This window comes from Actinoplanes sp. NPDC021490 (genome assembly GCF_055562135.1).
The window spans coordinates 334,321-359,455 of sequence record NZ_JBVHFW010000009.1 but is presented as its reverse complement, the minus strand read 5'-3'; the positions used below and the strand labels follow the sequence as shown (position 1 = coordinate 359,455).

Sequence of the window (25,135 nt, the reverse complement as noted above, 5' to 3'; positions counted from 1 at the left end):
GACCCGGCATCGACTCTTCAGGGCATGGATCTCACCCAGGCCGTGCTCGAGCACCCCTACCTGGTGCTCGGCCCGCTCGTGCTCGTGGAAGGGCCGGCCGCGACGATCACCGCGGGCACGCTGGTCGCCGCGGGCGCGGCCGCCTTCTGGCCCATCTGGCTGATCGTCGTGCTGGCCGAGGTGGCCGGGGACAGCCTGCTCTATCTGGCCGGCCGCTCGGCTCGCCGGCCCTGGGTGGCCCGCCTGCTGACCCGGCTCAAGGCGACCGCCCTGCTGGACCGCCTGGCCGGCACCTCGCTGCCCCGGCTCGTGATCACCGCGAAGATCGTCGATGTCGTCGCCCTGCCCGCCTTCGTGTGGGCGGGCCTGTCCCGGATCTCGTACCGCCGGTTCGCCGCCTGGGTCGGGGCCACCGCCGCCGTACGCGGTCTGCTCCTGCTCGGCCTGGGCGGCCTGCTCGGCACCCAGCTGTCCGGGCTGCTCGATCGGCCCGGCGGCATCTTCCTGCTCACCGGGGCCGTCGCCGTGCCGGTCGCACTCTTCCACCTGGCCATGAAGCGCTACTACCGGCGGAAGGGGCCGGCGTGACCGCCACGACAGTGCGGGCCGGCGCCGGCCGCTGGTATCGCAACGCCCAGCTCAGCCTGGGCCTGAGCACGGCGGCCGGAACGGGCCTGCTGGTGGTCGGCGACGTCGACCCGGTCCACGAGATGCTCAGCAACGCGATCTCCACCGTCCCGGGCGCGCTGCTGCTGACCCTGGCGTTGTGCGGGCTGGCGACGACCGGAGCCTGGCTGATCGCCGGTGCCCGGCGGGTGCTGCCCCGCCCCGGGCTGCTCACCGCGCTGCTGTCGGCGTGGTGCCTGTCGCTGATCGTGGTCGCGGTGTTTCCCACCAACCTGCCCGGCACCGAGCCCACCGTGGCCGCCGTGGCGCATCGGGCCGGCGCCGCGGTGCTGGCCGCCCTGCCCCCGCTGATCGCCCTGCTCGTCGCCCAGCAGGCCGGGCGCCGGGCCCCGGCCGACCGGATCCGCCGGCTGCGCGCGACCGGCTGGGCCACCGTGGCCGCGTGTCTGGCGTTCGCCGCGTTCAACGGGCCGGCCGCCTTGACCGATCAAGGCCTTCCCCCGTACGCGGGACTGGCCGAACGCATCCTGCTGGCGCTCGTCCTCGTGGTCGTCGGCCTCTGCGCCCGGGTGCTCGAAGGAGCGGAACGTTTTGCTACCGGCTAGCAACGCGATACGCCGCAGGCCGGGCCGATTGTCACCGATCGTGAAGGTTATGGAAGAGCTGCGTGCGCGTCCCTCCCGGCTGCTGGCGGCGCTCGTCGGGGGATCGGGTGTCGTGCTCGCGGTGGCCCTGGTCCACGCCTTCGCCGGCTGGGGCAGCGACGTCGAAACGCGCGTGCTGAACGACCTGGCCTACCTGCCGGTCACGCTGCTGACCGCGGTCCTGGGGCTGCGGGTGATCCTCAAGGGCGGCCTGCACCGGCGGGAACGCCGGGCCTGGATCCTGCTCGAGGTGGCCTTCGTCGGCCAGGTCGTGGCCCACGCGGCGTCCCTGGCGCAGAACTATCTGACCGGGCCGGCCTATCCGAGCGTCTCCGACTACCTGTACTCGGCGTCCATCCCGTTCGTGGTGGCCGGCCTGCTCGTGCTGCCCGCCGGGCGCCGCAGCGGGACCGACCGGCTCAAGCTCCTGATCGACTCGCTGATCATCGTGGCCGGCGCCTGCATGGCGCTCTGGTACCTCGAGATCGGCCCGCTCGTGCAGATGCCGGGGGCCGACCTCGAGGTGATCGTCTTCTCGACCGCGGTCCCGGTCCTCGACCTGCTGCTGGTCTTCGCCTTCATCACGTTGCTCATGCGTCCCACCGAGCTTGGCGCGGCCGCTGGCCTGCTGGCCGGGTCCATGGCGCTCAAGGTGATCGCCGACAGCACCTTCACCATCGCGTACGTGCAATTCGATTTCGGGTTCCAGCCCGGCAGCTGGCCGTACGTGCTGTGGGCGGCGGGCGCCTTCCTCTCACTGCTCGCCGTGCACAGCCGGCTGAATCAGGACGCCCGGGCCCGCGGCGAGCGGCACGGACGACGGGGCCGGCTGGGCTGGCTGCCGTACGGGGCGGTCGCCCTCGCGTACGGGATGCTGGCCTTTGTCGCCCGGGACCAGTCGGTCTACTCCCTGGGCGGGCTGGTCTTCGGCGCGATCGTGCTGACCAGCCTGGTGATCGCCCGGCAGATGTTCGCGCAGCGGGAGAACCGCCGCCTGGCCGTCACCGATCCGCTCACCGGGCTGTCCAACCGGGCCCTCATCGCCGAGCGGATGGGGGAGATGACCACGCACCCGCCGCGCAAGGGCCGGCACAGCGCGGTCGTGCTGATCGACCTCGACCACTTCAAGCCGATCAACGACGCGTACGGGCACGAGGCAGGCGACGCCGTGCTCAGGGCGGTCGCCGGCGCGCTGCGGGCGGTGATCCGTTCCGGCGACACCGCGGGCCGGCTCGGCGGCGACGAGTTCGCCGTCCTGCTGCCCAGCCTGCCCAACCGGGCCGTCGCCGAGAGCATCGCGCAGCGGCTCGTCGACGCGCTGCGCACCCCGGTCATCTTCGGCGACGTCGTGCTCGGCGTCGAGGCCAGCATCGGGGTGGCGTTCCGCGACGAGACCACCACCGACGCCGCCCAGCTGATGGCCCACGCCGACGCCGCTATGTACGCGGCCAAGCGGGCCGGCCGGGGGCACTTCCGCGTCTACACGCCGGAGCTGGACACCCAGGCCCGCGACGCCGAGCTGCGCCGGGCCGTCGAGAACGACGAGCTCGTCGTGCACTTCCAGCCGGTCGTCGAGCTCTACGGCGGCAACCGGATGCGGGCGGTCGAGGCGCTGGTGCGCTGGAACCACCCGGCTCGGGGGCTGCTCATGCCGGGCGCCTTCATCGACCTGGCCGAGGAGACCGGCGCGGTCATCCCGATCGGCGAGTGGGTGCTGCGCGACGCCTGCCGGCAGGCCGCCGGGTGGCGCGCGGAGAACCCGGGCGCGGACGACATCCGGCTGAGCGTCAACCTGTCGGCGCGGCAGGTCGTGCAGACTAACCTGGTCGACACCATCCGCGAGATCTTGGACGAGACCGGGTTCCCGGCCGACCGGCTGATGCTCGAACTGACCGAGAGCGTCGTCCTGCAGCCCGACGAGCAGACCGTCGAGCGGCTGAACACGCTGCGCGAGATGGGCATCGGCATCTCGGTCGACGACTTCGGCACCGGCTTCGCGGCGCTGAGCTACCTGCGGACCCTGCCGGTCAGCGTGCTCAAGGTGGACCGCTCGTTCGTCGCCGGCATCGACACCGACCCCGACGCGTACGCCGTGGCCGAGGCCGTGGTGCGTCTCGCGCAGGCCTACAAGCTGGACGTGGTGGCCGAGGGCATCGAGACCGCCGAGCAGGCGCACTGCCTGATCCGGATGGGCTGCTCGTACGGCCAGGGCTACTACTTCGCCCGCCCGATGCCCGGCCCGGCCCTGGCCGAGCGGCTGGCCGGGGCAGCGCTCCCGACGGAGGTCGCGGCACGCTGATCCGCGTTGTGGCGCACCGCTCAACATCCGCTCGTTAGTGGATGATGGCGTCATGCCGGTGGCGCTGGTCGGACGCGGGGACGAGCTCCGGCGCCTCGGCGCCCTGCTCGAGGGGGCCGGCGACGGCGGGGGCGCGCTCGTCGTCCGCGGCGAGGCCGGCATCGGCAAGTCGGCGTTGCTGTCCGAGACGGCCCGGCTGGCCCGGGACCGGCGGATGCGCGTGCTGACCACGACCGGGGTGCAGAGCGAGGCCGAGGTGGCCTTCGCCGGGCTCCATCAACTGCTGCGGCCCGTCCTCGACCAGGCCGGTCGCCTGCCCGCGCCGCAGCGGGACGCCGTCCTGGCCGCCTTCGGCCGCAACGGTGCGGCCGAGCCGGAGCTGTTCCTGATCGCCCTCGCGACCCTGAGCCTGCTGGGCGAGGCCGCGGTGCCCGCGCCCGTGCTGCTGGTCGTCGAGGACGCGCAATGGCTCGACCGGCCCAGCGCCGAGGTGCTGCTGTTCGTGGCCCGGCGACTCGAATTCGAGCCGGTCGTGATGCTGGCCGCGATGCGGGACGGGTTCGGCACCCCGTTCGCCGGCAGCGGACTGGCCGAGCTGGCCGTGCCGCGCCTGGAACGGGAACCGGCCGCGCTGGTGGTCGACCAGCGCGCGCCCGGGCTGCGGCCGGAGGTGCGCGAACGCGTGCTCGCCGAGGCCGCCGGCAACCCGCTGGCGCTGGTGGAGCTGCCGGCCGTCCTCGACTCGGACGACGCCCGGCTGCCGTTGACCGCGCGGCTGGAGAACGCGTTCGCGGCCCGGGTGACCAGTCTGCCGCCCGCCACCCAGGCCGTGCTGCTGGTGGCCGCGCTCAACGACGGCGACGGCCTGGCCGAGATCCTGTCCGCGGCGGCCGTGGTCGCCGGCTCGCCGTGCACCGCCGACGACCTGGAACCGGCGGTCGCGGCCCGGCTCGTCGAGGCCGGCGCCGAACGGGTCCGGTTCCTGCATCCGTTGATGCGCTCGGCGATCCACCAGCGCGCGAGCCTCGGCCGGCGGCACCGCGCGCACGCCGCGCTGGCCGGGGTGGTGACCGACGACGACCGCCGGGTGTGGCACCGGGCGGCGTCCCAGGCCGGGCCGGACGACACCGTGGCGGCCGATCTGGAGGCGGCGGCGGTGCGCGCCCAGCGGCGGGGCGGCATCGCCACCGCGCGCGCGGCGATGGAACGGTCGGCCGAGCTCACCCGCGACCCGGTGCTGCGCGGCGAGCGGCTGCTGCGCGCGGCCGAGCTGGCCTTCGAGCTGGGCCGCAGCGACGGCGTACGGCGGCTGCTGGCCGAGGCCGAACGGGCCGGCCTGTCCGAGCGGCAACGCTGGCGGACGGCGTGGATCCGCGACAGCTTCGACGACGGCGTGCTCGGGCGGGCGCAGGCCGCGTGGTCGCTGGCCCAGGTCGCGGAGCGCGCGGCGGCCGACGACCCCGATCTGGCCCTGAACCTGTTGTACGGCGCGGCCGTGCGCTGCTGGTGGACCGAGCCCAGCGTGGAGGCCCGGCAGAGCGTGGTCGCCGCGGCCGGCCGGGTGCCCGTGTCCGAGGACGACCCCCGGCTGCTGATGGTGCTGGCCTTCGCCTCGCCGATCGACCACGGCGCGGTGGTGCTCGACCGGCTGCGGCGGCACACGCTCGGCAGCGACGGGCGCGCGGCCCGGATGCTGGGCAACGCCGCCCACGCCCTCGGCGACTTCGACCTCGCCGCCGGGTTCTTCGCCCATTCGCTGGCCGGGCTGCGCGCCCACGGCCGGCTCGCCTTGCTGGCCCGGGCCCTCACGTTGCAGGCGCGCAGCTGCGCCTACCTCGTCGACCTGGGCGTCGCGATCCCGGCCGCGGACGAGGCGTACCGGCTGGCCCGCGACACCTCACAGCCGGTGATCGCCGCGACCGCGCTGACCGCCCAGGCCCTGCTGGCCGCGGTCCGCGGGGAACAGGACGACGCCTACCGCCTGGCCGCCCGGGCCGAGAAGGCGGCGCTGCCCGGCGCGACCAGTGCCGTCCTGGCCGCCGTGCAGATCGCCCGCGGCACGGCCGCGCTGGCCGACGGCCGCCACGAGGACGCGCTGGCCGAGCTGCGCCGCCTCTACGACCCGGCCGACCCCGCCTATCACCAGGCGATCCGCTGTCAGGCCGTCGGCGACCTGGTCGAGGCGGCCGTCCGCAGCGGCCGGCCGGACGAGGTCGCCGGGGTGGTGGCCGAGATGACCGCGGTGGCCGGTCGCACCCCGTCACCCGTGCTGCACCTCGGCCTGCGCCACGCGCGGGCCCTGCTGGACGACGAGTACGAGGCGGCGCTCGGAGCCGGTCCGGGCGGCTGGCCCTTTCCCCGGGCGCGGGCACAACTGGCGTACGGGGAATGGCTGCGCCGCCACCGCAAGGTGACCGAGTCGCGGGCGCACCTGCGGGCGGCCCGGGACGCCTTCGACGCGCTGGGCCTGATCCCGTGGGGCGACCGCGCGCGCGGCGAGCTGCGCGCCTCCGGGGAGACGAGCGGCCTGCGCCGGCCCGACGCCCGCGACCGGCTCACCCCCCAGGAACTGCAGATCGCCCAGATGGCGGCGGGCGGGCTGACCAACCGCGAGATCGGCCAGCGGCTGTACCTCTCACACCGCACGATCAGCTCGCACCTGCACCGGATCTTCCCCAAGCTCGCCGTCACGTCGCGGGCCGGGCTGCGGGCCGCGCTGGCCGATACCGTCACATGACGTAAGCGACGCGCCGTCGCCGCCGCTTACGGTTCGGCCATGGCAAAGCATGTGCTCTTCATCCACGGGCTGTGGCTGCACGCGACCTCCTGGACCGACTGGTCCGAGGCGTTCCGGGCGGCCGGCTACGAGACCTCGGCCCCCGGCTGGCCCGGCGACGCCGACACCGTCGAAGGATCCCGCGCCGACCCCGGCAGCATCGCCGACCACGGTATCGACGACGTCGTCGCCCACTACGCGAAAATCATCAACGGTCTCGACTCGAAGCCGATCCTCGTCGGACACTCGTTCGGCGGCATGATCGCCCAGAAGCTGCTGGGCCAGGACCTCGCGGCCGCGGCCGTCGCGGTCGACGCCGCCCAGATCAAGGGCGTCCTGCCGCTGCCGCTGTCGGCGCTGCGGGCCACCTTCCCGGTCTTCAAGAACCCGGCCAACCGGCACCGGGCGGTGTCGCTGACGGCCGAGCAGTTCCGGTACGCGTTCGGCAACGCCGTCTCCGAGCAGGAGTCCGCCGAACTGTTCGAGCGATGGACGATCCCGGCCCCCGGCAAGCCGCTGTTCGAGGCGGCCGCGGCCAACTTCGACCCGCACTCGCCGGCCAAGGTCGACACGGCCAACGAGATGCGCGGGCCGCTGCTGCTGATGATGGGCGGCCGCGACCACACCGTGCCCGAGGCGGTCACCCGGGCCACGCTCAAGCAGTACCGGCACTCCGACGCCGTCACCGACATCCTCGAGTTCCCCGACCGGGGCCACTCGCTGACCATCGACTCCGGCTGGCGCGAGGTCGCCGACGCCGCCCTGTCCTGGCTGAAGAAGCACGACCTCTGACGCCATGGACCTTCATCTGCACGGCAAGATCGCCGTCGTCACCGGGGCCAGCAAGGGCATCGGCCTGGCCATCACCCGGGCCCTGGCCGGCGAGGGCGTCACCGTCGTCGCCGGCGCCCGGACGATCACCACCGAACTGTCCGACCTGGCCGCGCGGACCACGGTTCACCCGGTCGCGGTCGACCTGGCCACCGCGGACGGAGCGGCCCGGCTCGTCGGAACCGCCGTCGCCGAACACGGCGGCCTCGACATCCTGGTCAACAACGTCGGCGCCGTCCAGCCCCGGCCCGGCGGCTTCCTCTCGGTCACCGACGACGACTGGACCGCGGCCCTGACGATCAACTTCCTGGCCGCCGTACGGGCCACCCGCGCGGCCCTGCCCCACCTGATCGACCGGGGGAGCGGCACGATCGTCACCGTCAACTCGGTCAACGCGAAGCTCCCCGATCCGCTGGTCATCGACTACAGCGCGGCCAAGGCGGCCCTGGCCAGCTTCTGTAAGTCACTGTCCAAGGAGGTGGCGAAGCACGGCGTACGGGTCGCGACGGTCAGCCCCGGCCCGGTCGCCACCGGCCTGTGGCTGGGCCCGACCGGCGTCGCCGCCACCGTGGCCCGCGCGGCCGGGGCCAACCCGGAGGGAGTCGCCAAACAGGCCGCCGGCGAGTCGCCCACCGGCCGCTTCACCGAACCCGAGGAGGTCGCCGACCTGGTCCTGCTGCTGGCCAGCGACCGGGCCACCAACCTCACCGGCGCCGACATCGTCATCGACGGCGGCCTCATCAGCACCCTCTGACCAGGGCTCGGCCATGAACTCTTCACATCCATGTCGCCGGCTCCTCACCCGCGTGGCCCATCGGTGTCGGTCCATGACGGTTGGCTGTGCCGGTCCCAGTCGTGTGAAGAGGAGTCAACCCACGTGCCTGCCTCCCGTCGTACCTTTCTTGCCGGCGGCGCCGCCGCCGGCGTCGGCCTCGCCGTGGCCGGCGCCGTCCCGTCTCTGGCCCAGGCCCACCCCGGCCGGCCGTACGGTCCCGGCGGGAAGAGCCGTGTGCCCTTTCCGCCGCTGGTCGACGACCCGGCCGGGATCCTGGCCCTGCCCGAGGGCTTCAGCTACGCCGTCGTGACCCGCACCGGTGTCACCCGCCTCGACCGCGGTCAGGGCGTGACCCCCTCCGATCACGACGGCATGGCCGTCTTCGACGCCGGCCGCGGCCGGTACGTCCTGATCCAGAACCACGAGAACGACCCGGGCGCCGAGTTCGGGGTGCCGCACATCAGGGGAACCGTCTACGACCCCGGGGCCCTCGACGCCGGCGGTTGCACGGTGATCACGACCGACCGGGCCGGGCGCAACCTGGGCGAATTCGTCGCGATCTCCGGCACCGTCTCCAACTGCGCCGGCGGCCCGACCCCGTGGGGGACGTGGCTGACCTGCGAGGAGACCGAGGACCGGGCGGGCGACAAGTGGTCCGAGGGAGGCCGTACGGGCGTCTTCCAGAAGGATCACGGCTACGTCTTCGAGGTCTGGGCCGACGGCACCACCGACCCGCGGCCGATCAAATGTCTCGGCCGTTACGCCCACGAGGCCCTGGCAATCGACAAGGACCGCAGCCACATCTATCTCTCCGAGGACGCCGACGAGCCCAACGGTCTCTTCTACCGCTGGACGGCGCCCCGGGGCGTCACGGTCGGCCCGAAGGTGCTCACCCGCCTGGCCGCCGACGCGGGAGTGCTGGCCGCGATGCAGATCATCATGGACGACGGCTCGGTGCTGCCCGACGTCGCCTACCTGACCTCGGCCCAGCTCGGACGGCCTTTCCCCGTACGGTGGATCGAGGTGCCCGACCGGGACGCGCGGACGAAGCCGGTGCGCGAGCAGTTCGCCGCCGGCCAGGTCACACGCGGCCGCAAGTTCGAGGGCGTGTGGGGCACCGACGAGGGCGTCTACGTCGTCAACTCGTACGCGTGGGAGGACGGCGACCTGCCGGCCGACGCGGCCCCGCACGACGGCATGGTCTGGTTCTACCACTACCGCAACCAGACGATCCAGCTCGTCACCTACTTCCCGCACCAGGTCACCGCCGAGGAGGGCGTCCCGGCCAAGTACGCCGACCTGACCTTCGACGGCCCCGACAACGTCACCGTGACGCCGTGGGGCAGCCTGGTGCTGGCCGAGGACGGCGCCGGCGCCTCACACGTGCTCAGCTCCTTCCCGGGCGGCCCGACGTACGCCATCGCCCGCAACCAGCTCAACGATTCCGAGTTCTGCGGCCCGGTCTTCACCGGCGACGGCCGGGTCCTCTTCGTCAACATGCAGGACCCCGGCCTGACCCTGGCCATCACCGGCCCATGGGAGAAGTACCTGAGCTGACTGACGCCTGGCCCCGGGCGGCCGGTGACAGCCCCACGTACGGTTGAGGGGTGTTTCTTATCTTTGGGGTGCGCAGCAAGGACAAGATCATTGGCTCGCGGCCGGGGGTCTGTGAGGTGTGCGGGGCCATGGCGGCGCAGACGTTGATCCGGCGTACGACGAAGTTCAGTTTGTTCTTCGTGCCGCTGTTTCCGGTCCGGCCCGCTCGGCACTTTGTCGCCTGCACCAACTGCGGGCGGCTGCGCAACGCCGGCCGCGAGGAGCTGGTCGCCGCCTGAGCGGTCAGCCGGAATCGGGGCCGAGCCGCAGGTGCTGGGTGATCCGGTAGCGGTCGCCCCGATAGACGGAACGGGCCTGTTCGATCACGCGGTTCGCGGCGTCGCGGGTGGTGCGTTCGAACAGCAGGGCGGGGGAGTCCGGCGGCACGTCGAGCAGCCGCGACTCGGCCGCCGTGGTCAGCGTGGGCTCGGTGGTCTGCACGGCCTCGGCCGGGATGACGCCGTGGTGCTCGCGCAGGCGCTTGTACAGCGACTCGCCCGTGAAGTCGGCCCTGGTCAGGCCGGGGGCCACGGCCAGCGGCACGCGTATCTCCTCGAGCGCCATCGGGGCGCCGTCGACGATTCTCAGGCGCAGCGCGCGGACGATGTCGCCGGGCTGGGTCACGGCGTACTCGAGCAACTCGCTCTGCCAATCGCCCTCGGCCGGGGGCAGGTCGGCCGACGACGGCACCTCCTGCGAGATCTTGCGGAGGTTGCGGAACGTGCCCAGCCCGTGGCGGCGCACCAGCAGGCCCTCGCGGGTCAGCTCGTCGAGGGCGATCCGCAGCGTCGGCCGTGAGGTGCCCAGCCGGACGCTGAGGTCGCGCTCGGAGGGGAGCGGCTCGCCGGGGCTCACCGTGCCGACGAGCTCGCGCAGACGTTCGCGCACCTCACCTCGCCTCATCGGGCCAACTCTGCCGGGTAAGTCGGGACAAGTCACCTGTGCCACGCCTTAAATTCGATCAAGCGGATTGACGTACGTTGCTGGAGTGCGGTTCTTTACCACTGGTAAACATCCCCACCTCAGCAAGGAGGCCCCTCCCCCCATGGGCCGGACACGTACCGCCGTCATCGGCGCCACCGCCGTCACCGTCACCGCCGCACTCGGGCTCGCCGCCGCCTCCACCAGCAGCGCGGCCGCGGCGTGCGGCGCGCTCTTCGACGACTTCAACTACTCCTCCCGTACGGATCCCGCCCTGGCCCAGCGAGGCTGGAGCATCCGGACGGCGAGCGGGGGACCGGGCGTCCCCGGCGCCGGTTGGCGCGCCGACAACGTCGCCTTCCCCACCGTGGACGGTCAGAAGGTCGCGCAACTGACCGCCATCACCAACGGCACCGCGGCCGGCACGTCGCACGCCGAGTTCTCGCAGAGCCAGCGCCGCTTCCTGGCCGGCACCTACCTGGCCCGGATCAAGTTCGCCGACGCGCCGGTCAGCGGCCCGGACGGCGACCACGTCAACCAGACCTTCTACTCCATCTCGCCGCTGGCCGCGCCGCGCGACCCCACCTACTCGGAGCTGGACTTCTCCGAATACCTGCCCAACGGCGGCTGGGGCGAGGCCGGCCCGATCAACTACCAGACCAGCTGGTACACCTACGTGGCCGAGCCCTGGTACGCCGACAACCAGCACAGCCAGCAGGCACGCAGCATCGCGGGCTGGCACGACGTGCAGGCAACCGTGGGCGACGGTCACGTGAAGTACTACATCGACGGCGCGCTCGTCGGTGACCACTCGGGCAAGTTCTATCCCCGGCAGAACATGTCGATCGACTTCAACCAGTGGTTCATCGACCTGGCCGGCCGGGCCGCCGGGGCCACCTCGACGTGGCAGCAGTCGGTCGACTACGTCTTCCACGCCAAGAACCAGATCCTCACCCCGGCGCAGGCGGGCGCGGCGGTGGCGTCGTACCGCTCGGCCGGCACCGCCCACACCGACACGGTGGCCGCGGCCGGCGACTGCACGGTCACCACCCCGCAGCCGACCGCCACGACGACCCGGCCGGCCACCACACCGCCCACGACGCGCCCCACGACGCCGCCCACCAGTCAGCCCACCACCCCGGCGCCGGGCGGATCGGCCTGGGCGCCCGGAGTCGCGTACGCCCGCGGTCAGGTGGCCACCTATCAGGGCGCGCGCTACGAATGCCGGATCGCCCACACCTCGCTCGTGAGCTGGGAGCCGCCGAACGTCCAGGCCCTCTGGCTGCCGCTGTAACGCCCCCCGCCGGTTGATCGGTTGTGCTTCGCTGGCCGGCATGACCGATCTTGGACCCGTTCCGTGGCCGCCCGCTCCGATCCGGACCGAGCGGCTGGTTCTCCGCCGGTCCGAGGCCCGTGATCGTCCGGCCTTCGTCGAGCTGCTGACGTCGCCCGAGGTGAACACCTACCTCGGCGGCGCCCGGCCACGGGACGAACTCGAGCGCGAGATCCCGGCCGTGCCCGAGCCGTGGCCCGGCAGCTTCGTCGTCGAGCTCGACGGGACGATGATCGGCCACATTCTGCTGCGCCGGGCGGCGAGACACCGCCCGGCCGCGGTGGGCAAGGTCGATCTCGGCTACCTGTTCCTGCCGCGGGCGTGGGGCCTCGGATACGCCGCCGAGGCCTGCGCGGCCGCCCTCGACTGGCTTGGCCGCGTCCTCCCCGGCGAGCCCGTGGTGCTGGCCACCCAGACCGCCAACACCGCCTCGATGCGGCTCGCGGCCAGGCTGGGTTTCGCCGAGGTGGAGCGGTTCGAGGCCTGGGGCGCCGATCAGTGGCTCGGTGAGCGGCGGGCTGACACCATGTGACGGGTCCGAACACTGTGGACCGAGGGGGAGCGCGTGACCGACCCGGAACTGAACACGAAGACGCCGCATTCGGCGCGACTGTGGAACTACTGGCTCGGCGGCACCGACAACTTCGCCGCGGACCGGGAGGCCGGGGACGTGATCGCCGGGATTTTGCCGTCGATCGTCACGCTGGCCCAGGAGGACCGGAAGTTCCTGCGGCGCTCGGTGCGGCATCTGACCGGCGACGGTGGCATCCGGCAGATCCTCGACATCGGCGCCGGCCTGCCGACGGCCGACAACACCCATCAGGTCGCCCAAAGCGTCGCGCCGGAGACCCGGGTCGTCTACGTCGACAACGACCCGCTCGTGCTCGTCCACGCCCGTACGCTGCTGGCCGGCGGCCCCGAGGGCCGGACCGAATATGTGCAGGCCGACCTCAACGATCCGGAGGCGATCCTGCGCGCCGCCGCCGGCACGATCGACTTCACCGAGCCGGTCGCGCTGACCCTGCTCGGCATCCTGCACTTTCTGCGTGACGACGAGGTCGCGACGGCCGCCGTACGCACCCTGGTCGACGCGGTGCCCGCCGGCAGCTATCTGGTGATCGCCCACGGATGCGACGACATCAACGCGGACGAGGCCAAGCGCATCGTCGAGTTCTGGAACGAGCGAGGCACCCCGAAGATCAAGTATCGGAGCGCGGCGCAGATAGCCCGCTTCTTCGACGGTCTGCGCCTGCTCGAGCCGGGCATTGTACCCTGCAACCGCTGGCGCCCCGACGGCGAAACCGGCGACGTCGACGTCAACCAGTTCTGCGGTGTGGCCGTCAAGGACTGACGAATTCGGCGGCCGCCACTGCCACGGTGATCGGTTCGAGCGCGGCGATCAGCTCGTCGATGTCGTACGGGGAGAGGATGTCGTACGGCGGGGCGGCCAACTCGTCGGTCAGGGCTTCGATGCGCTCCCGGGTCTCGCGGCCGGCGTCGGTGAATCGGCCGCCGGCGTCCACGAGCCCGCATTCCCGCAGCCCGTCCATGACGCGAGCGAGCCGCCGCTTCGGCAGGTGATGCAGACGCCCGAACGACTCCGGCGGGTGGATGCCGTGGGCCAGCGCGCTGAGCACGTGTGCCTCCGTGCCGCCGATGCCCGCGCCGACGAGAGCGGCGATGTGCCCGTCGGCGCGGTGCTCACGCAGCATCGTCGCGGAGTGCCACAGCCGGGCGACCGGGTCGCCCGGCACCGGGAGGGTGCGCATCCCGGCGTACATCATCCGGCCTGCCGTGGGCGCGCTCGTCGCGGCCTTCGTGGTCAGATCGGCCGCGCGGGCCAGGCCGTCGGACCGGGTCAGCTCGTCGCCGAGAATCCGCCGCAGGGTGGCTGCACTGCCCCGCTCGCGCGCGGCCAGCGAGGCCTCGGGCGAGATCTTCTCCCACGCGCTCGGGATGTGCCGCGCGGCCTCACCTTCGGCGAAGCTGTAGAAGGCCGCGTGCACGACCTCCGCGGGCACTCGTCCCAGGGGCGCGGCGCGGCTGGCGAAGTAGCCGTCCCAATAGGTCCGGTGGCCGAGGGCGGCCAGCTCCTGGTTGCACTCGTCGGCGAGATAGGTGACCAGGCAGATCGGTTCCAGGAGCTCGAACATGCGACGGGCGAGGGTGGCGGACATGCGAGGTTTCCCCTCTCGGCAGGCCGCCCAATGCGGCCCGTTCCTCCCTTCCACGATCGGGCCGGCCCGGATCCGACAATGTCCGCCGTGCCAAAACGGCCGACATACCCGCCGTGCCGAGACGGCGGCCGCTCCGGGCGAACCCGGAGCGGCCGGTGGAAAATGAATGTCAGGCGCCGGTGCTGATTGTCAGGCGGCGGTGCAGCTAACAGCCGGGGCGGTGTTGGTGCCCGTGGACGTGGCGGTGAAGCCCCACGTCGTGCCGGCCCCCGCGGCCAGAGCGCCGTTGTACGACATGTTGCGCGCGGTGACCGCGCTGCCCGAGCTGGTCACCGCGGCGTTCCAGCTGTTGGTGAACTGCTGGCCGCTGGGCCACGTCCACGTGACGGTCCAGCCGCGGATCGCCGACCGGCCGGCGGTCACGGTGACCGCGCCCTGGAATCCGCTGCCCCACGAGCCGGTCACCGCATAGGTGGCCGTGCAGGCCCCGGAAGCGGGCGGGGTGGTCGGCGGAGTCGTCGGGGGAGTGGTGGGGGGCGTGGTCGGCGGAGTCGTCGGCGGCGGAGTCGTGGAGCCGTAGATGGTGGCTTCGCGCGCGGTCGCCTTGATGCCGTTGGCGCCGTTGAACAGGCGGTCGCCCCACGAGGTCAGCTGGGCCGGGTTGAAGCCGGTCACCATGTCGAGGTATTCGACCCCGCCGCCGTTGCCGCTCCACGACCAGCCCAGATAGCCGATGCCGCGGGCCTGGGCGGTGGCCAGGATGGTGTCCTCGTCCGGGTTGCCGTCCGAATGGTTGTGCCCGAATTCGCCGATCACCAGGGGCAGCCCGGCCGTCTGGAACCGCCCGACGTAGTCGGTGATCTCGGCCGCGGTGTCGAAGACCCCGTACATGTGGATGCTGAAGATCGTGTTGCGCTGCGGGTCGGAGGCGAAGACCGAGGCCGCGTTGTCACGCATGATGAACTGCCAGTCCTGGCCCCAGTTGGGCGCGTCGACCATCAGCGCGTGCGCGAAGCCCGCGGCGCGCAGCCGGCTGATCGCGCTCTTGGTGTCGGCGATCCAGCCCGAGGCGTTGGTGTTCCCGTACGGCTCGTTGCCGATGTTGAGGATGACGTAGTTCTCCTGGCCGTCCAGGGCGCTCTTGATGCTGATCCAGTAGTCGGCGGCGCGGGCCAGCGTGGTGGCCGCCGCGTCCTCGCCGTATCCGGTGGTGTCGTGGGCCTCGAGCACGCAGATCATCCGCAGGCGCTTGCACTCGGCGATCACCCGGGACACGTCGGCGGCGTCGTTGCGGGTCCAGCGGTCGCCGGTGCTCAGCACCACCCGGACGGTGTTGGCGCCCAGCGCCTTGATGTCGGCCAGCGACGAGAACCGGTCGGCATACCAGGTGTGCGCGTGGTTGACGCCGCGCATCACGAACGGGTTGCCGTTGGCCTCCAGGATCTGGGTGCCGCTGACCTTGATGCCGGTGGCCGCGGCGGCGGGCTGCGCGGTGGCGGTCAGCGCCAGACCAGCGGCGGCGGCCACGGCGGCCAGGCCGGCCAGCCATCTTCTTCGCATGTTCACGTCGTCACCTCGGGGATCGAGACAGGGGGGTGGGAGCGCTCCCACGACAGCGCTCCCAAAGCCTGCGTGACGATGACAGCGTTGTCAACCATTCGGAAACTTCAATGAAACAAAACCGGCTTCCCGTACGCTAGGACGGTGCATCTGCGGTTCGAGACGCGCGGGTCGGACAGCCCGTGGGTCAGCGAGGTCTGGACCTGCACCAGCGAGCAGGTCACCGAGATGACGTCGACGGCCACCGTGAGCTGGGGACTCGTCTTCTGCCAGCAGGACGGCCGGTCGTATGCGTCGGTCACCGGCCCGGAGACGGGCATCAGCGCGGCCCCCGTGCCCGAGGGCGCCACCTTCGTCGGCATCGAGTTCGCCGTCGGCACGTCACTCGGCGCGGTGCCCACCCCCGCCCTGGTCAACGGCGGCCTCGAGCTGCCCGGCGCCACCTCCCGGTTCTTCGAGCTGGCGGGTGACCGCTGGGAGACGCCCGGCCCCGACGACGCCGAGGCCCTGGTCGCCCGGCTGGTCCGCTCGGGCGCGGTGGTGCGGGACCCGCTCGTGACCGAGGTCCGCCGGGGTGGCCGCCCCGGCGTCACCCCGCGCACCCTGGAACGCCGCTTCCGCTCCGCGACCGGCCTGGCCCAGGGCACAGTCCGCCAGATCGAACGGGTCACCGAGGCCTCGGCGCTGCTGGCCCGCGGCGCGGAGGTGGCCGACGTCGTCACCGGCCTCGGCTACTTCGACGAGCCTCACCTGGCCCGCGCCCTACGCCGCTACATCGGCCGCACCCCGAAGCAATTGCGCGAAGGCGCCGGCGGTGCGATCTCGCTGAACCTCGACCAGCCGGCCCTGCGGAGCTGAACCCACGAACCTCAACTCAACCGGCGGAGACCGTCGGCGACGGCCGCTCGCAACTGCTCGCCGTACTCACCGGCCGGCAACGCACCGTCATGCTCGGCCGCCCGCTTGAACGCGACCCGCGCGGCGGCGGTGTCTCCCAGCTGCTCCTGGGCCATCGCCACACCCACGAGCAGCGACGGATAGAAGGCCGCCACCCTCTCGTCGCCCACGGCGTCGGCATGCCGCAACGCCTCCCGGTTCCACCGAAGCACCTCAGCGGGCTCGTCCTGCCGCCGAGCAAGGTAGTGCGCCGCGACGCAAGCGTCGTAGTCGTCGGCACGCACCGCCCACGCCTGCTCGAACAATGCCCGGGCGTCCGGCAGCCGCCCTTCCGCCTCGGCCTGCATCCCCTCCTGGCACAGCTTCAGCACCGGATTTCCGAGATCCATCATCACTCCCATGACCGTCAGCAGATCGACGAGACGACCATGAGCCCTCCACCGGGTCGAGGGTCAAGCAGGCGGGCTCAGCCCACGTCGTAGATCAATTTCAAGATCCCGTTCCCGTACGCCTCGGACTCGCGCAAGGTCAGCCGGCGCTTGTCGTTGTCGGCCCGGCTGAACAGGCTCTTGCCCGCACCGAGCAGCACCGGATACATGAGCAGGTGGTAGCGGTCGATCAGGTTCGCCTCGGACAGCCGCCGAGCCAGCTCGGCGCTGCCGTGGATGAAGATCGCGCCGCCCTCGCCCTTCCTGAGCTCGGCCACCTCGTCGGTCGAGCGCAGGATCGTCGTCTCGCCCCACCCGTCGACCAGCGCGTCCGCGGCCAGCGTGGTCGACACCACGTACTTGGGCAGATCCTTGTACCCGGCGTGGTCCTCGGACCCGGGCCAGATCGGGGCGAACGCCTGATAGCTCGTCCGGCCGAACATCAGCGCCGACGTCTCCTCGAGTTCCTCACCCTTGAGGGCGTACGCCTCGGGCAGGAACTCGATGTCCTGAAAGGTCCAGCCGCCGCTGCGGTGCCCCTCGCTGGGCCCGCCGGGCGAGTCCAGCACGCCGTCGAGCGACACGAACCCCGTATACACAATGTCTCGCATGTCCTCAGGCTAGAAAACGATCAAGAAGCCGTCTTGGACGAAAACGACAGCTACCCCGGGAAGTCGGCGGCCCGGCTGACCTCGGTGGCCGCGACGTTGTCACCGGCGTCGAGGGCGGCCCGGGTCAGCTCGCGGCCGAGCCCCCGGGAACTTCCGGTGATGAACCACGTACGGGTCATCTCGTACTCCTACCTACTGGTTGGTTGGTTCAATTGTGCCGCTGACGACGCGCGATGCCAACCAACTAGTAGGTTGGTAAGGTCACATCATGGCCGTACGCAATCCGGAGGACGCCCGCCGTCGCATCTTGGCCGCGGCCACCGCCGAGTTCGCCCAACACGGCATCGCCGGCGCGCGCATGGACCGGGTGGCCGACCGCGCGGCCAGCAGCAAGGAGCGCATCTACACGTACTTCGGCAACAAGGACGAGCTGTTCGACATCGTGTTCACCGCCAGCGCGCAGGAGACCCTGGACGCCGTACGGTTCGACCCGGACGACCTGCCCGGCTATGCGGGCCGCATGTTCGACTACTTCGCCGAGCACCCGCAGGCCCAGCGCCTCACCATGTGGTACCGCCTGGAACGCCCGCACGGTCCGGGCCTGGCCGCGGTGCACGCGGCCAACCGCACCCGCCTTGACGCCCTGGCCGCCGCGCAGGCCGACGGCCGCCTCGCCCGCGACTTCAGCCCGGCCGAACTGCTCACGCTGATCCAGGCCATGGCCGCCTCGTGGAACTCGCTGAACCCGGAGTTCGCCGCGTCGGCCGAGATGGGCGATCCGGCCGGGCGGCGTACGGCCGTGGTCCGGGCCGTGTCCCGGCTTGTCTGACCGCACCCGCAGCGGGCCGGCCCCGGCGGACCGTGCGGCCGGAAAACAGCGTGTGGTCCCCAGCGACAACTGGACCGTCGTCATGTTGTCGCCAGCGCCAAAGACAAGGGGTGGGCGTGCTCGGCAGGCTGCTGTGACATGCAGCACGTGGAGGCACGATGAAGGCTTGGCGATGCGCGGCCGCGCTGGGAACTGTGGTGCTCCTGGCCGCTTGCGGCGACGACGGCGGTGGCGGAGGCGCGAGCGGCCGCCAGCCGGTCAACGGTAAGACGTTCACGATGGCTGTCGCGGGCGACCCCGGCAACCTCGATCCGCATTTCACGTCCCTGTCGGTCACCGGCCAGGTCGACCGTTTCCTGTACGACTCGCTGCTCGGTTTCGCCCCGGACGGCAAGACGCTGCCCGGGCTGGCCGAGAAGTGGGAGTCGACCAGCACGACCGCCAAGTTCACCCTGCGCAAGGGCATAACCTGCGCCGACGGCACCCCGCTGACGGCGGCCACGGTGGCGAAGAACATCTCCTTCGTCGGCGACCCCAAGAACTCCTCGACCCGGATCAGCCTGTACGTCCCGGCGGGCGCGAAGGCCACGGCCGACGACACGGCGGGCACGGTCGCGGTGACCTCGCCGACGCCCGACGCGTTCCTCGAACGCAACCTCGGCGGCCTTCCGATTGTCTGCGAGAAGGGCCTGGCCGACCGGTCGAAGCTCAAGCAGGCCTCGGACGGCACCGGCATGTACACGGTGACCGAGGCCGTCCCGGACGACCACTACACGCTGACCCGGCGCAAGGAGTACGCGTGGGGTCCCGGCGACTTCAAGGCCGACACGGTGGGCCTGCCCGACAAGGTGGTCATCCGGGTGATCACCAACGAGACGACCACGGCCAACCTGGTGCTCTCGGGCGAGGTCAACGTGGCCCGGTTCACCGGCCCGGACACCCAGCGCCTGCAGGGCGACCAGTTCGTCAAGCGCGACGTGCTCGCCCCGACCGGCGAGATCTGGTTCAACCAGAAGGACGGGCTGCCGACCGCCGACCTGGCCGTGCGCAAGGCCCTGATCCAGTCGGCCGACCTCAACCAGATGCAGCAGGTCTTCACCAGCGGCCGGGGGACGGCCGCGACCGGCCTGGTCGCGCCGGCGATGACCCCCTGCAAGGGCGACACGGTGACCGGGAACCTGCCGGCCTTCGACGCCGCCGCGGGTAAGGCGGCCCTGGCCGCCGGCCCGGCGGCCGGCAAGAAGCTGGTCGTGGCCTGGGCCAGCACCGGCAACCCGGGCACGCAGGCGGCGGCCGAGCTGCTGCAGCAGCAATGGCAGGCGGCCGGGGTGCAGGTCGAGCTGAAGTCGGTCACCACCACCCAGGTCGGCCAGATCGCCGCCGGGCAGCTGGCCTGGGACGTGGCGATGTTCCCGATCGGCGTGACCCTGCCCAGCCAGCTCGTCCCGTTCCTGTCCGGGCCGACCCCGCCCAACGGGGCCAACTTCGCCTCGTTCGACAACAAGGACTACGTCGCCGCGGTGGGCGAGGCCCAGAAGCTGACCGGCGAGAGCGGCTGCCCGCAGTGGGCCGCGGCCGAGAAGGCGGTGGTGCAGAACCTGGACCTGGTGCCGTTCGCCAACTCCAACGCGCCGTCGATCGCCAACGGGGCCGAGTTCAACCTGTCCGAGGGTGACGTCGACCCGTCGTCCATCCGCATGCTGGGCTGACCGGGAGCGGGCATGACGATCACGGCGGAACCGGAGAAACTCGCGACTGAGCGGCCGAACCTGGCCGGCCACCCCTGGGTGCGGTTCGGCCTGCGCCGGGCCGGGCGCCTGGTGGTGTCGGTGTGGGTGCTGGTCACCGCCGCGTTCCTGATGATCCACGTGCTGCCCGGCGATCCCGTCCGGGCGGCCCTGGGCCCGACCGCTCCGCTCGCGCTGATCGACCAGCGGCGCGAGCAGCTCGGGCTCAACGACCCACTCTGGCTGCAGTACCTGCACTACCTGGGTCACCTCGTGACCGGCGACCTGGGCGTCTCGATGACCTCGGGCCTCCCGGTCGTCGAGGTGATCTCGGCCCGGCTCGGCTCCACGGTCGAGATGGCGTTGCTGGCGTTCGCCGTCGCGGTCGCCGTCTCGGTGCCGCTCGGTCTGCTGATGGCCGTGCTGGCCCGCGACGGGCGGAGCCGGGGCGGGGACTGGGCGCTCACCTCGACCGGGGTCGTCGTCGCGACCATCCCCGAGTTCCTGATGGCGGTCGGGCTGGTCTTCGTGTTCAGCGTGCAGCTCGGATGGTTCCCGGTGGCCGGGCGCTCGGGCCCCGACTCGTACGTGCTGCCGGTGTTGTCGCTGGCCATCGGCCCGGCCTTTATGCTGGCCCGGATCGTGCGGGTGGAGCTGCTGGCGGTGCTGCAGACCGACTACATCCGGACGGCCCGGGCCAAGCGGCTGCGCGCCGGGGCGATCTATCTGCGGCACGCGCTGCCCAACGCGCTCACCGCCACGCTGACCATCGGCGGGCTGCTGCTCGGCGGGCTGGTCGCGGGCACCGTGCTGATCGAGAACATCTTCGCCTGGCCGGGCCTGGGCGGCACCATCGTCCAGTCGATCCTGGCCAAGGACTATCCGACCGTGCAGGGCGTCGTGCTGGTCTACGGCATCGGCGTGCTGTTGATCAACCTGGTGGTGGACGTGGCCCTGGCCGTGCTCGACCCCCGCTCGGCGATTCGGGAGAGCTGATGGCGGTCCTGACCGAGGCAGTTCCGCCGGCCCGGCCGGCCCGTCGCTGGACAAGCGTGCTGCGCAGCCCGCTCGGCCTCACCGCCGCGGTGCTGCTGATCGCGGTGCTGGCGCTGACCGTGCTGGCCCCGCTGATCTGGCAGGACCGGGCCGAAGCCGTGCAGGCGGCCGACATCCTGCAGGGCCCGTCGTCGGCGCATCCGGTCGGCACCGACCTGCTCGGCCGCGACATCCTGGCCCGGGTGCTGGTCGCGTCGCGGCTGTCGGTGACGCTGGCGCTGCTGGCCACGGCGATCGGGGTGACCGCGGGCCTGCTGCTGGGCACCGCGCCCGTGCTGCTCGGCCGCCGGGTGGGCCGCTGGGCCGGCGCGTTCATCAACATCGCCGTCGCTTTCCCGTCCCTGCTGCTCGCGCTGTTCTTCGCCGTCATCTTCGGGGTAGGCGCCAAGGGGGCCGTGCTGGCGATCGGGTTCGCGACCGCACCCGGTTTCGCCCGGCTCACCCAGACCATGGCCGCGACCATCTCCGGCCGCGACTTCATCGCCGCCGCCCGGGTGGCCGGGATCGGCCGCCTGCGGATCCTGGTGCGGCACGTGCTGCCCAACATCGCCGAGCCGCTGGTGGTCTCGGCGACCATGGCGGCCGGCGGTGCGCTGCTGTCCTTCGCGGGCCTGTCGTTCCTCGGGCTCGGGGTGCAGGCGCCCAGCTACGACTGGGGCCGGCTGCTCGGCGAGGGGCTGGCCCAGATCTACGTCCACCCGGCCGGCGCCCTGGCCGCCGGGGTCGCCGTGGTGCTCGCCGCGATGGCCTTCAACCTGGCCGGCGAGGCCGTCGCGCGGGCGATCGGCCTGCGCTCGGCCCATCCCGGCGCGCGCACCGCCCCGGCCCACGAGCCCCCGCGGGCCGAACCGGCGCCGGACGGGCCCGAGCAGCCCCTGCTGGCCGTGGAGAACCTGCACGTCGGCTTTCCCGCGGCCGGTGGCGAGGTCACCCCCGTACGGGGTGTGAGCCTGTCGGTGCGCCAGGGCGAGGCGATCGGCATCGTCGGGGAGAGCGGCTCGGGCAAGAGCCTCACCGCCCTGGCCATCGCCCAGCTGATCGAGCGGCCCGGCCGGGTCCGCGCCGACCGGCTCGAATTCCTCGGCGTCGACCTGCGCGAGGACGCCGATCGCCGCGGGCGGGGCGGTCCGGGCCGGGACGAGCGCCGCCGCCTGCTCGGCACCTCGCTGGCGATGGTCTTCCAGGACCCGATGACCTCGCTCAACCCGGCCCAGCGGGTCGGCCGTCAGCTGGCCGAGGTGGTCCGCGAGCACCAGCGGGCCGACCGGCGTACGGCCTGGCGCCGGGCCGTCGACCGGCTGTCCGCCGTACGCATCCCGCAGGCCGAGCGCCGCGCCCGCCAGCTGCCGCACGAGTTCTCCGGCGGCATGCGGCAGCGGGCCATGATCGGCATGGGCGTGATGGCCAACCCGCAGCTGATCATCGCCGACGAGCCGACCACCGCCCTCGACGTCACCGTGCAGCGCCAGGTGCTGCAACTGCTGGCCCGGATCCGCGCCGCCGAGCGGGTCGGGCTGCTCTTCATCAGCCACGACGTCACCGTGGTGGGCCAGGTCTGCGACCGCGTGCTGGTCATGTACGCCGGCCGGGTCGTCGAGGACCTGCCCACCGGCGCGTTGCTGCACGACGCCCGGCACCCGTACACCCGGGCGCTGGTGGCCGCCGTGCCCGACATGACGACCGACCGGGACGCCCCGCTGGCGGTGATCCCCGGCCGGCCCCCGGACCCGCACAACCTGCCCGCCGGATGCCCGTACGCCCCGCGCTGCCCGCTCGCCGGCGAACGATGCCGCAGCGAGGACCCACCCCTGACCCCGTACGCCGAGGGCCGCCGCGTCGCCTGCTGGCACGCCGACCTGGCCCCGCAGGTGGTCCCGGACCACCAGATCGCCGCACCCCTGGGAGGAGAAAGACCATGACCGTCAGCACCGAACACTGGACCGCGCGACTGGCCGAGCTCGCGGAACGGCACGACGTGCCCGGCGCGACCCTGGGCATCCTGCACGACAACGAGATCACCGAGGCCGCGTACGGGGTCCTCAATCTGCGCACCGGCGTCGAGGTCACCACCGACTCGCTGTTCCAGATCGGCTCGATCAGCAAGGTGTGGACCACGACGCTGGTCATGCAGCTGGTCGACGAGGGCAAGCTGCAACTCGACGCGCCGCTGACCGACGTGCTGCCCGAGCTGCGGCTGAGCGACCCGGGCGTCACGGCCAAGGTCACCATGCGGCACCTGCTCACCCACACCAGCGGCATCGACGGCGACATCTTCACCGACACCGGCCGCGGCGACGACTGCCTCGAGAAGTACGTGGCCGGGCTGGCCGACGCCGCGCAGAACCACCCGCTCGAGGCCACCTGGTCGTACTGCAACTCCGGCTTCTCGCTGGCCGGGCGCGTCATCGAGAAGCTGACCGGCGGCACCTGGGACGCGGCCGTCCGCGACCGGCTGGTCACCCCGCTCGGCCTGACCCGCACCGTGACCCTGCCCGAGGAGGCGCTGCTGCACCGGGCCGCGGCCGGGCACGTGACCCACGACGGCAAGCAGACCGTGGCGCCCGTCTGGGCCATCCCGCGTTCGGCCGGACCGGCCGGTTCGATCATCTCGACCCCGGCCGACCTGCTGACCTTCGCCCGGCTGCACCTGGCCGGCGGCGTCGCCCCCGACGGCACCCGGGTGCTGAGCGAGGCGAGCACGGCCGCGATGGCCGAGCACCAGGTCGAGCTGCCCGACAAGCACACCCTGGGCGACTCGTGGGGCCTGGGCTGGGAGCGGGCCGGCTGGGACGGTCACCGGCTGATCGGGCACGACGGCAACACCATCGGACAGGCCGCCTTCCTGCGAATCCTGCCGGAGAAGGGTGTCGCGGTCGCGCTGCTGACCAACGGGGGCAACGCCGCCAAGCTGTACGAGGAGCTGTACCGCGAGATCTTCGCCGAACTCGCCGGTGTGCCCGTCCCGCACCCGCTCGGACCGCCGGACACCCCCGTCGACGTCGACCCCGCCCCGTACGTGGGCGTCTACGAGCGGGCCAGCATCCGCCAGGAGGTCAGCATCGGCGAGAACGGCCCGGTCATGCGGCTGAGCATCACCGGCCCGATGGCCGAGCTGCTGCAGGACGAGCCGGTCGACTACCCGATGGTCGCGGTCGGGCCCGGTTTGTTCGTCGGCCAGGACCCGGAGACCGGCAACTGGGTGCCGGCCACCTTCTACCAGCTGCCCACCGGCGAGAAGTACGTGCACTTCGGCGCCCGGGCGACCCCGCTGTGCGCGAGCTGACCTTCGCCGACGTGACCGTGCGCTTCGGCTCGCGCCGGCGGGGCACGGTCGCGGTCGACGGCGTGAACCTCGTCGTGCCCGCCGGGCAGGTGGTCGGCCTGGTCGGCGAGTCCGGCTCGGGCAAGTCGACCCTCGCCCGGGCCGCGGTCGGGCTGGCCCCGCTGTCGGCCGGCCGGATCCTGCTCGACGGACAGCCGATCGCCGGCCTCCGGACCCGGCCGCTACAAATGATCTTCCAGGACCCGTACTCGGCCCTCGATCCGCGGATGAGCATCGGCGCCTCGATCGCCGAGACCCTTCCGCGGCACCCGCCGATGCCCGCGGCCCAGCGGCGGGCCGAGGTGGGCCGGCTGCTCGAACTGGTCGGCCTGGCCGCCGACCGGGCCGGCGCCCGCCCCGACGAGCTCTCCGGCGGCCAGCGGCAGCGGGTCGCGCTGGCCCGCGCCCTGGCCGGCCGGCCCGAGGTGATCGTGGCCGACGAAATCACCTCGGCCCTGGACGTCTCGATCCAGGGCGCGGTGCTCAACGTGGTCCGCGACCTCCAACGCCAGATGCGGCTGACCATGCTGTTCATCTCGCACAACCTGGCCGTGGTGCGCTACGTCAGCGACATCGTCGCGGTGATGCGCCAGGGCCGGATCGTCGAGTGCGGCCCGGTCGAGCAGGTGCTCAGCGACCCCCGGCACGAGTACACCCGCGAACTGCTCGAGGCCGTCCCCCGTCCCGGCGTCCCTCTCGAAACCTGACCAGTGCCGCTATTGTCGG

The 25,135-nt window shown here is 72.4% G+C and carries 23 protein-coding genes and 1 pseudogene; 18 read left to right on the top strand and 6 right to left on the bottom strand.

The window, feature by feature from the left end:
- The first annotated feature begins 24 nt into the window (after positions 1-24).
- The 8 genes from ACZ3I4_RS24925 to ACZ3I4_RS24890 all read left to right on the top strand — a co-directional run bounded on the left by ACZ3I4_RS24925 (position 25) and on the right by ACZ3I4_RS24890 (position 9,787).
- Positions 25-588 carry a DedA family protein gene (locus ACZ3I4_RS24925; protein ID WP_465384410.1) on the top strand — a complete coding sequence of 188 codons (564 nt, stop codon included), beginning with the start codon at positions 25-27 and terminating at the stop codon, positions 586-588.
- Entirely contained in the window at positions 585-1,232 is a 648-nt protein-coding gene (locus ACZ3I4_RS24920; protein ID WP_465384409.1) for a DUF998 domain-containing protein, read from the top strand. The genes ACZ3I4_RS24925 and ACZ3I4_RS24920 overlap by 4 nt, the downstream gene beginning before the upstream one ends.
- Before the next feature lie 49 nt (positions 1,233-1,281).
- On the top strand, positions 1,282-3,570 hold the full coding sequence (locus ACZ3I4_RS24915) for a putative bifunctional diguanylate cyclase/phosphodiesterase (protein WP_465384408.1): 2,289 nt from the start codon (positions 1,282-1,284) through the stop codon (positions 3,568-3,570).
- A 52-nt stretch (positions 3,571-3,622) separates the two neighbouring features.
- Positions 3,623-6,307, top strand: a complete 2,685-nt coding sequence (locus ACZ3I4_RS24910) for an ATP-binding protein (protein ID WP_465384407.1) — start codon at positions 3,623-3,625, stop codon at positions 6,305-6,307.
- Between the two features lie 39 nt (positions 6,308-6,346).
- Positions 6,347-7,138 (top strand): alpha/beta hydrolase, encoded by a 792-nt coding sequence (locus tag ACZ3I4_RS24905; RefSeq protein ID WP_465384406.1) that lies wholly within the window; start codon positions 6,347-6,349, stop codon positions 7,136-7,138.
- 4 nt (positions 7,139-7,142) lie between these two features.
- Positions 7,143-7,931, top strand: a complete 789-nt coding sequence (locus ACZ3I4_RS24900) for an SDR family NAD(P)-dependent oxidoreductase (RefSeq protein WP_465384405.1) — start codon at positions 7,143-7,145, stop codon at positions 7,929-7,931.
- 123 nt (positions 7,932-8,054) lie between these two features.
- Positions 8,055-9,509, top strand: coding sequence for an alkaline phosphatase PhoX (locus tag ACZ3I4_RS24895; RefSeq protein ID WP_465384404.1), 1,455 nt, complete (start codon positions 8,055-8,057; stop codon positions 9,507-9,509).
- Positions 9,510-9,559: 50 nt separating this feature from the next.
- Positions 9,560-9,787: a zinc-ribbon domain-containing protein gene (locus ACZ3I4_RS24890; protein ID WP_465384403.1), complete on the top strand. Its 228-nt coding sequence runs from the start codon at positions 9,560-9,562 to the stop codon at positions 9,785-9,787.
- 4 nt (positions 9,788-9,791) lie between these two features.
- Here ACZ3I4_RS24890 and ACZ3I4_RS24885 read toward each other — a convergent pair whose 3' ends face one another.
- Entirely contained in the window at positions 9,792-10,451 is a 660-nt protein-coding gene (locus ACZ3I4_RS24885) for a GntR family transcriptional regulator (RefSeq protein WP_465384402.1), read from the bottom strand.
- 142 nt (positions 10,452-10,593) lie between these two features.
- On the opposite strand from ACZ3I4_RS24885, the gene ACZ3I4_RS24880 reads away from it, so the two are divergent.
- The 3 genes from ACZ3I4_RS24880 to ACZ3I4_RS24870 are packed head-to-tail and all read left to right on the top strand — an operon-like array spanning position 10,594 to position 13,153.
- Complete coding sequence (locus tag ACZ3I4_RS24880; protein WP_465384401.1) at positions 10,594-11,763, top strand: carbohydrate-binding protein; 1,170 nt, start codon at positions 10,594-10,596, stop codon at positions 11,761-11,763.
- Positions 11,764-11,803: 40 nt separating this feature from the next.
- A complete protein-coding gene (locus ACZ3I4_RS24875; RefSeq protein WP_465384400.1) occupies positions 11,804-12,334 on the top strand; it encodes a GNAT family N-acetyltransferase in 531 nt (176 codons plus the stop codon).
- A 33-nt stretch (positions 12,335-12,367) separates the two neighbouring features.
- Positions 12,368-13,153, top strand: coding sequence for an SAM-dependent methyltransferase (locus ACZ3I4_RS24870; RefSeq protein WP_465384399.1), 786 nt, complete (start codon positions 12,368-12,370; stop codon positions 13,151-13,153).
- On the opposite strand, the gene ACZ3I4_RS24865 is transcribed toward ACZ3I4_RS24870, so the two are convergent.
- Positions 13,143-13,979 carry an SCO6745 family protein gene (locus tag ACZ3I4_RS24865; RefSeq protein ID WP_465384398.1) on the bottom strand — a complete coding sequence of 279 codons (837 nt, stop codon included), beginning with the start codon at positions 13,977-13,979 and terminating at the stop codon, positions 13,143-13,145. The two genes, ACZ3I4_RS24870 and ACZ3I4_RS24865, sit on opposite strands and share 11 nt — an antisense overlap.
- 189 nt (positions 13,980-14,168) lie before the next feature.
- Entirely contained in the window at positions 14,169-15,539 is a 1,371-nt protein-coding gene (locus ACZ3I4_RS24860; RefSeq protein ID WP_465384397.1) for a cellulase family glycosylhydrolase, read from the bottom strand.
- Positions 15,540-15,683: 144 nt separating this feature from the next.
- On the opposite strand from ACZ3I4_RS24860, the gene ACZ3I4_RS24855 reads away from it, so the two are divergent.
- Positions 15,684-16,397 (top strand): helix-turn-helix domain-containing protein, encoded by a 714-nt coding sequence (locus ACZ3I4_RS24855; RefSeq protein WP_465384396.1) that lies wholly within the window; start codon positions 15,684-15,686, stop codon positions 16,395-16,397.
- 11 nt (positions 16,398-16,408) lie between these two features.
- Here ACZ3I4_RS24855 and ACZ3I4_RS24850 read toward each other — a convergent pair whose 3' ends face one another.
- The 3 genes and pseudogenes from ACZ3I4_RS24850 to ACZ3I4_RS24840 form a co-directional block, all read right to left on the bottom strand.
- Positions 16,409-16,825, bottom strand: a complete 417-nt coding sequence (locus ACZ3I4_RS24850) for a hypothetical protein (RefSeq protein ID WP_465384395.1) — start codon at positions 16,823-16,825, stop codon at positions 16,409-16,411.
- 77 nt (positions 16,826-16,902) lie between these two features.
- Positions 16,903-17,475, bottom strand: a complete 573-nt coding sequence (locus ACZ3I4_RS24845) for a dihydrofolate reductase family protein (RefSeq protein ID WP_465384394.1) — start codon at positions 17,473-17,475, stop codon at positions 16,903-16,905.
- A gap of 62 nt (positions 17,476-17,537) precedes the next feature.
- A pseudogene (locus ACZ3I4_RS24840) lies at positions 17,538-17,654 on the bottom strand (short-chain dehydrogenase); the annotation flags it as partial.
- Positions 17,655-17,743: 89 nt separating this feature from the next.
- Here ACZ3I4_RS24840 and ACZ3I4_RS24835 point away from each other — a divergent pair.
- The 6 genes from ACZ3I4_RS24835 to ACZ3I4_RS24810 all read left to right on the top strand — a co-directional run bounded on the left by ACZ3I4_RS24835 (position 17,744) and on the right by ACZ3I4_RS24810 (position 25,116).
- A complete protein-coding gene (locus ACZ3I4_RS24835; RefSeq protein ID WP_465384393.1) occupies positions 17,744-18,304 on the top strand; it encodes a TetR/AcrR family transcriptional regulator in 561 nt (186 codons plus the stop codon).
- A gap of 158 nt (positions 18,305-18,462) precedes the next feature.
- Positions 18,463-20,013: an ABC transporter substrate-binding protein gene (locus tag ACZ3I4_RS24830; protein WP_465384392.1), complete on the top strand. Its 1,551-nt coding sequence runs from the start codon at positions 18,463-18,465 to the stop codon at positions 20,011-20,013.
- 12 nt (positions 20,014-20,025) lie between these two features.
- Positions 20,026-21,027: an ABC transporter permease gene (locus tag ACZ3I4_RS24825; RefSeq protein WP_465384391.1), complete on the top strand. Its 1,002-nt coding sequence runs from the start codon at positions 20,026-20,028 to the stop codon at positions 21,025-21,027.
- Positions 21,027-23,006, top strand: a complete 1,980-nt coding sequence (locus ACZ3I4_RS24820; RefSeq protein ID WP_465384390.1) for a dipeptide/oligopeptide/nickel ABC transporter permease/ATP-binding protein — start codon at positions 21,027-21,029, stop codon at positions 23,004-23,006. The genes ACZ3I4_RS24825 and ACZ3I4_RS24820 overlap by 1 nt, the downstream gene beginning before the upstream one ends.
- Positions 23,003-24,370, top strand: coding sequence for a serine hydrolase domain-containing protein (locus ACZ3I4_RS24815; protein WP_465384389.1), 1,368 nt, complete (start codon positions 23,003-23,005; stop codon positions 24,368-24,370). The genes ACZ3I4_RS24820 and ACZ3I4_RS24815 overlap by 4 nt, the downstream gene beginning before the upstream one ends.
- Positions 24,358-25,116, top strand: coding sequence for an ABC transporter ATP-binding protein (locus tag ACZ3I4_RS24810; RefSeq protein WP_465384388.1), 759 nt, complete (start codon positions 24,358-24,360; stop codon positions 25,114-25,116). The genes ACZ3I4_RS24815 and ACZ3I4_RS24810 overlap by 13 nt, the downstream gene beginning before the upstream one ends.
- Positions 25,117-25,135: the final 19 nt, after the last annotated feature.

Excerpts from the sequence above, each read along its gene's own strand:
- ACZ3I4_RS24925 (WP_465384410.1), top strand. The coding sequence starts at position 25 with ATGGATCTCACCCAGGCCGTGCTCGAGCACCCCTACCTGGTGCTCGGC.
- ACZ3I4_RS24915 (WP_465384408.1), top strand. The coding sequence starts at position 1,282 with ATGGAAGAGCTGCGTGCGCGTCCCTCCCGGCTGCTGGCGGCGCTCGTC.
- ACZ3I4_RS24910 (WP_465384407.1), top strand. The coding sequence starts at position 3,623 with ATGCCGGTGGCGCTGGTCGGACGCGGGGACGAGCTCCGGCGCCTCGGC.
- ACZ3I4_RS24905 (WP_465384406.1), top strand. The coding sequence starts at position 6,347 with ATGGCAAAGCATGTGCTCTTCATCCACGGGCTGTGGCTGCACGCGACC.
- ACZ3I4_RS24900 (WP_465384405.1), top strand. The coding sequence starts at position 7,143 with ATGGACCTTCATCTGCACGGCAAGATCGCCGTCGTCACCGGGGCCAGC.
- ACZ3I4_RS24885 (WP_465384402.1), bottom strand. The coding sequence starts at position 10,451 with ATGAGGCGAGGTGAGGTGCGCGAACGTCTGCGCGAGCTCGTCGGCACG.
- ACZ3I4_RS24880 (WP_465384401.1), top strand. The coding sequence starts at position 10,594 with ATGGGCCGGACACGTACCGCCGTCATCGGCGCCACCGCCGTCACCGTC.
- ACZ3I4_RS24875 (WP_465384400.1), top strand. The coding sequence starts at position 11,804 with ATGACCGATCTTGGACCCGTTCCGTGGCCGCCCGCTCCGATCCGGACC.
- ACZ3I4_RS24865 (WP_465384398.1), bottom strand. The coding sequence starts at position 13,979 with ATGTCCGCCACCCTCGCCCGTCGCATGTTCGAGCTCCTGGAACCGATC.
- ACZ3I4_RS24860 (WP_465384397.1), bottom strand. The coding sequence starts at position 15,539 with ATGCGAAGAAGATGGCTGGCCGGCCTGGCCGCCGTGGCCGCCGCCGCT.
- ACZ3I4_RS24850 (WP_465384395.1), bottom strand. The coding sequence starts at position 16,825 with ATGGATCTCGGAAATCCGGTGCTGAAGCTGTGCCAGGAGGGGATGCAG.
- ACZ3I4_RS24845 (WP_465384394.1), bottom strand. The coding sequence starts at position 17,475 with ATGCGAGACATTGTGTATACGGGGTTCGTGTCGCTCGACGGCGTGCTG.
- ACZ3I4_RS24835 (WP_465384393.1), top strand. The coding sequence starts at position 17,744 with ATGGCCGTACGCAATCCGGAGGACGCCCGCCGTCGCATCTTGGCCGCG.
- ACZ3I4_RS24830 (WP_465384392.1), top strand. The coding sequence starts at position 18,463 with ATGAAGGCTTGGCGATGCGCGGCCGCGCTGGGAACTGTGGTGCTCCTG.
- ACZ3I4_RS24825 (WP_465384391.1), top strand. The coding sequence starts at position 20,026 with ATGACGATCACGGCGGAACCGGAGAAACTCGCGACTGAGCGGCCGAAC.
- ACZ3I4_RS24820 (WP_465384390.1), top strand. The coding sequence starts at position 21,027 with ATGGCGGTCCTGACCGAGGCAGTTCCGCCGGCCCGGCCGGCCCGTCGC.
- ACZ3I4_RS24815 (WP_465384389.1), top strand. The coding sequence starts at position 23,003 with ATGACCGTCAGCACCGAACACTGGACCGCGCGACTGGCCGAGCTCGCG.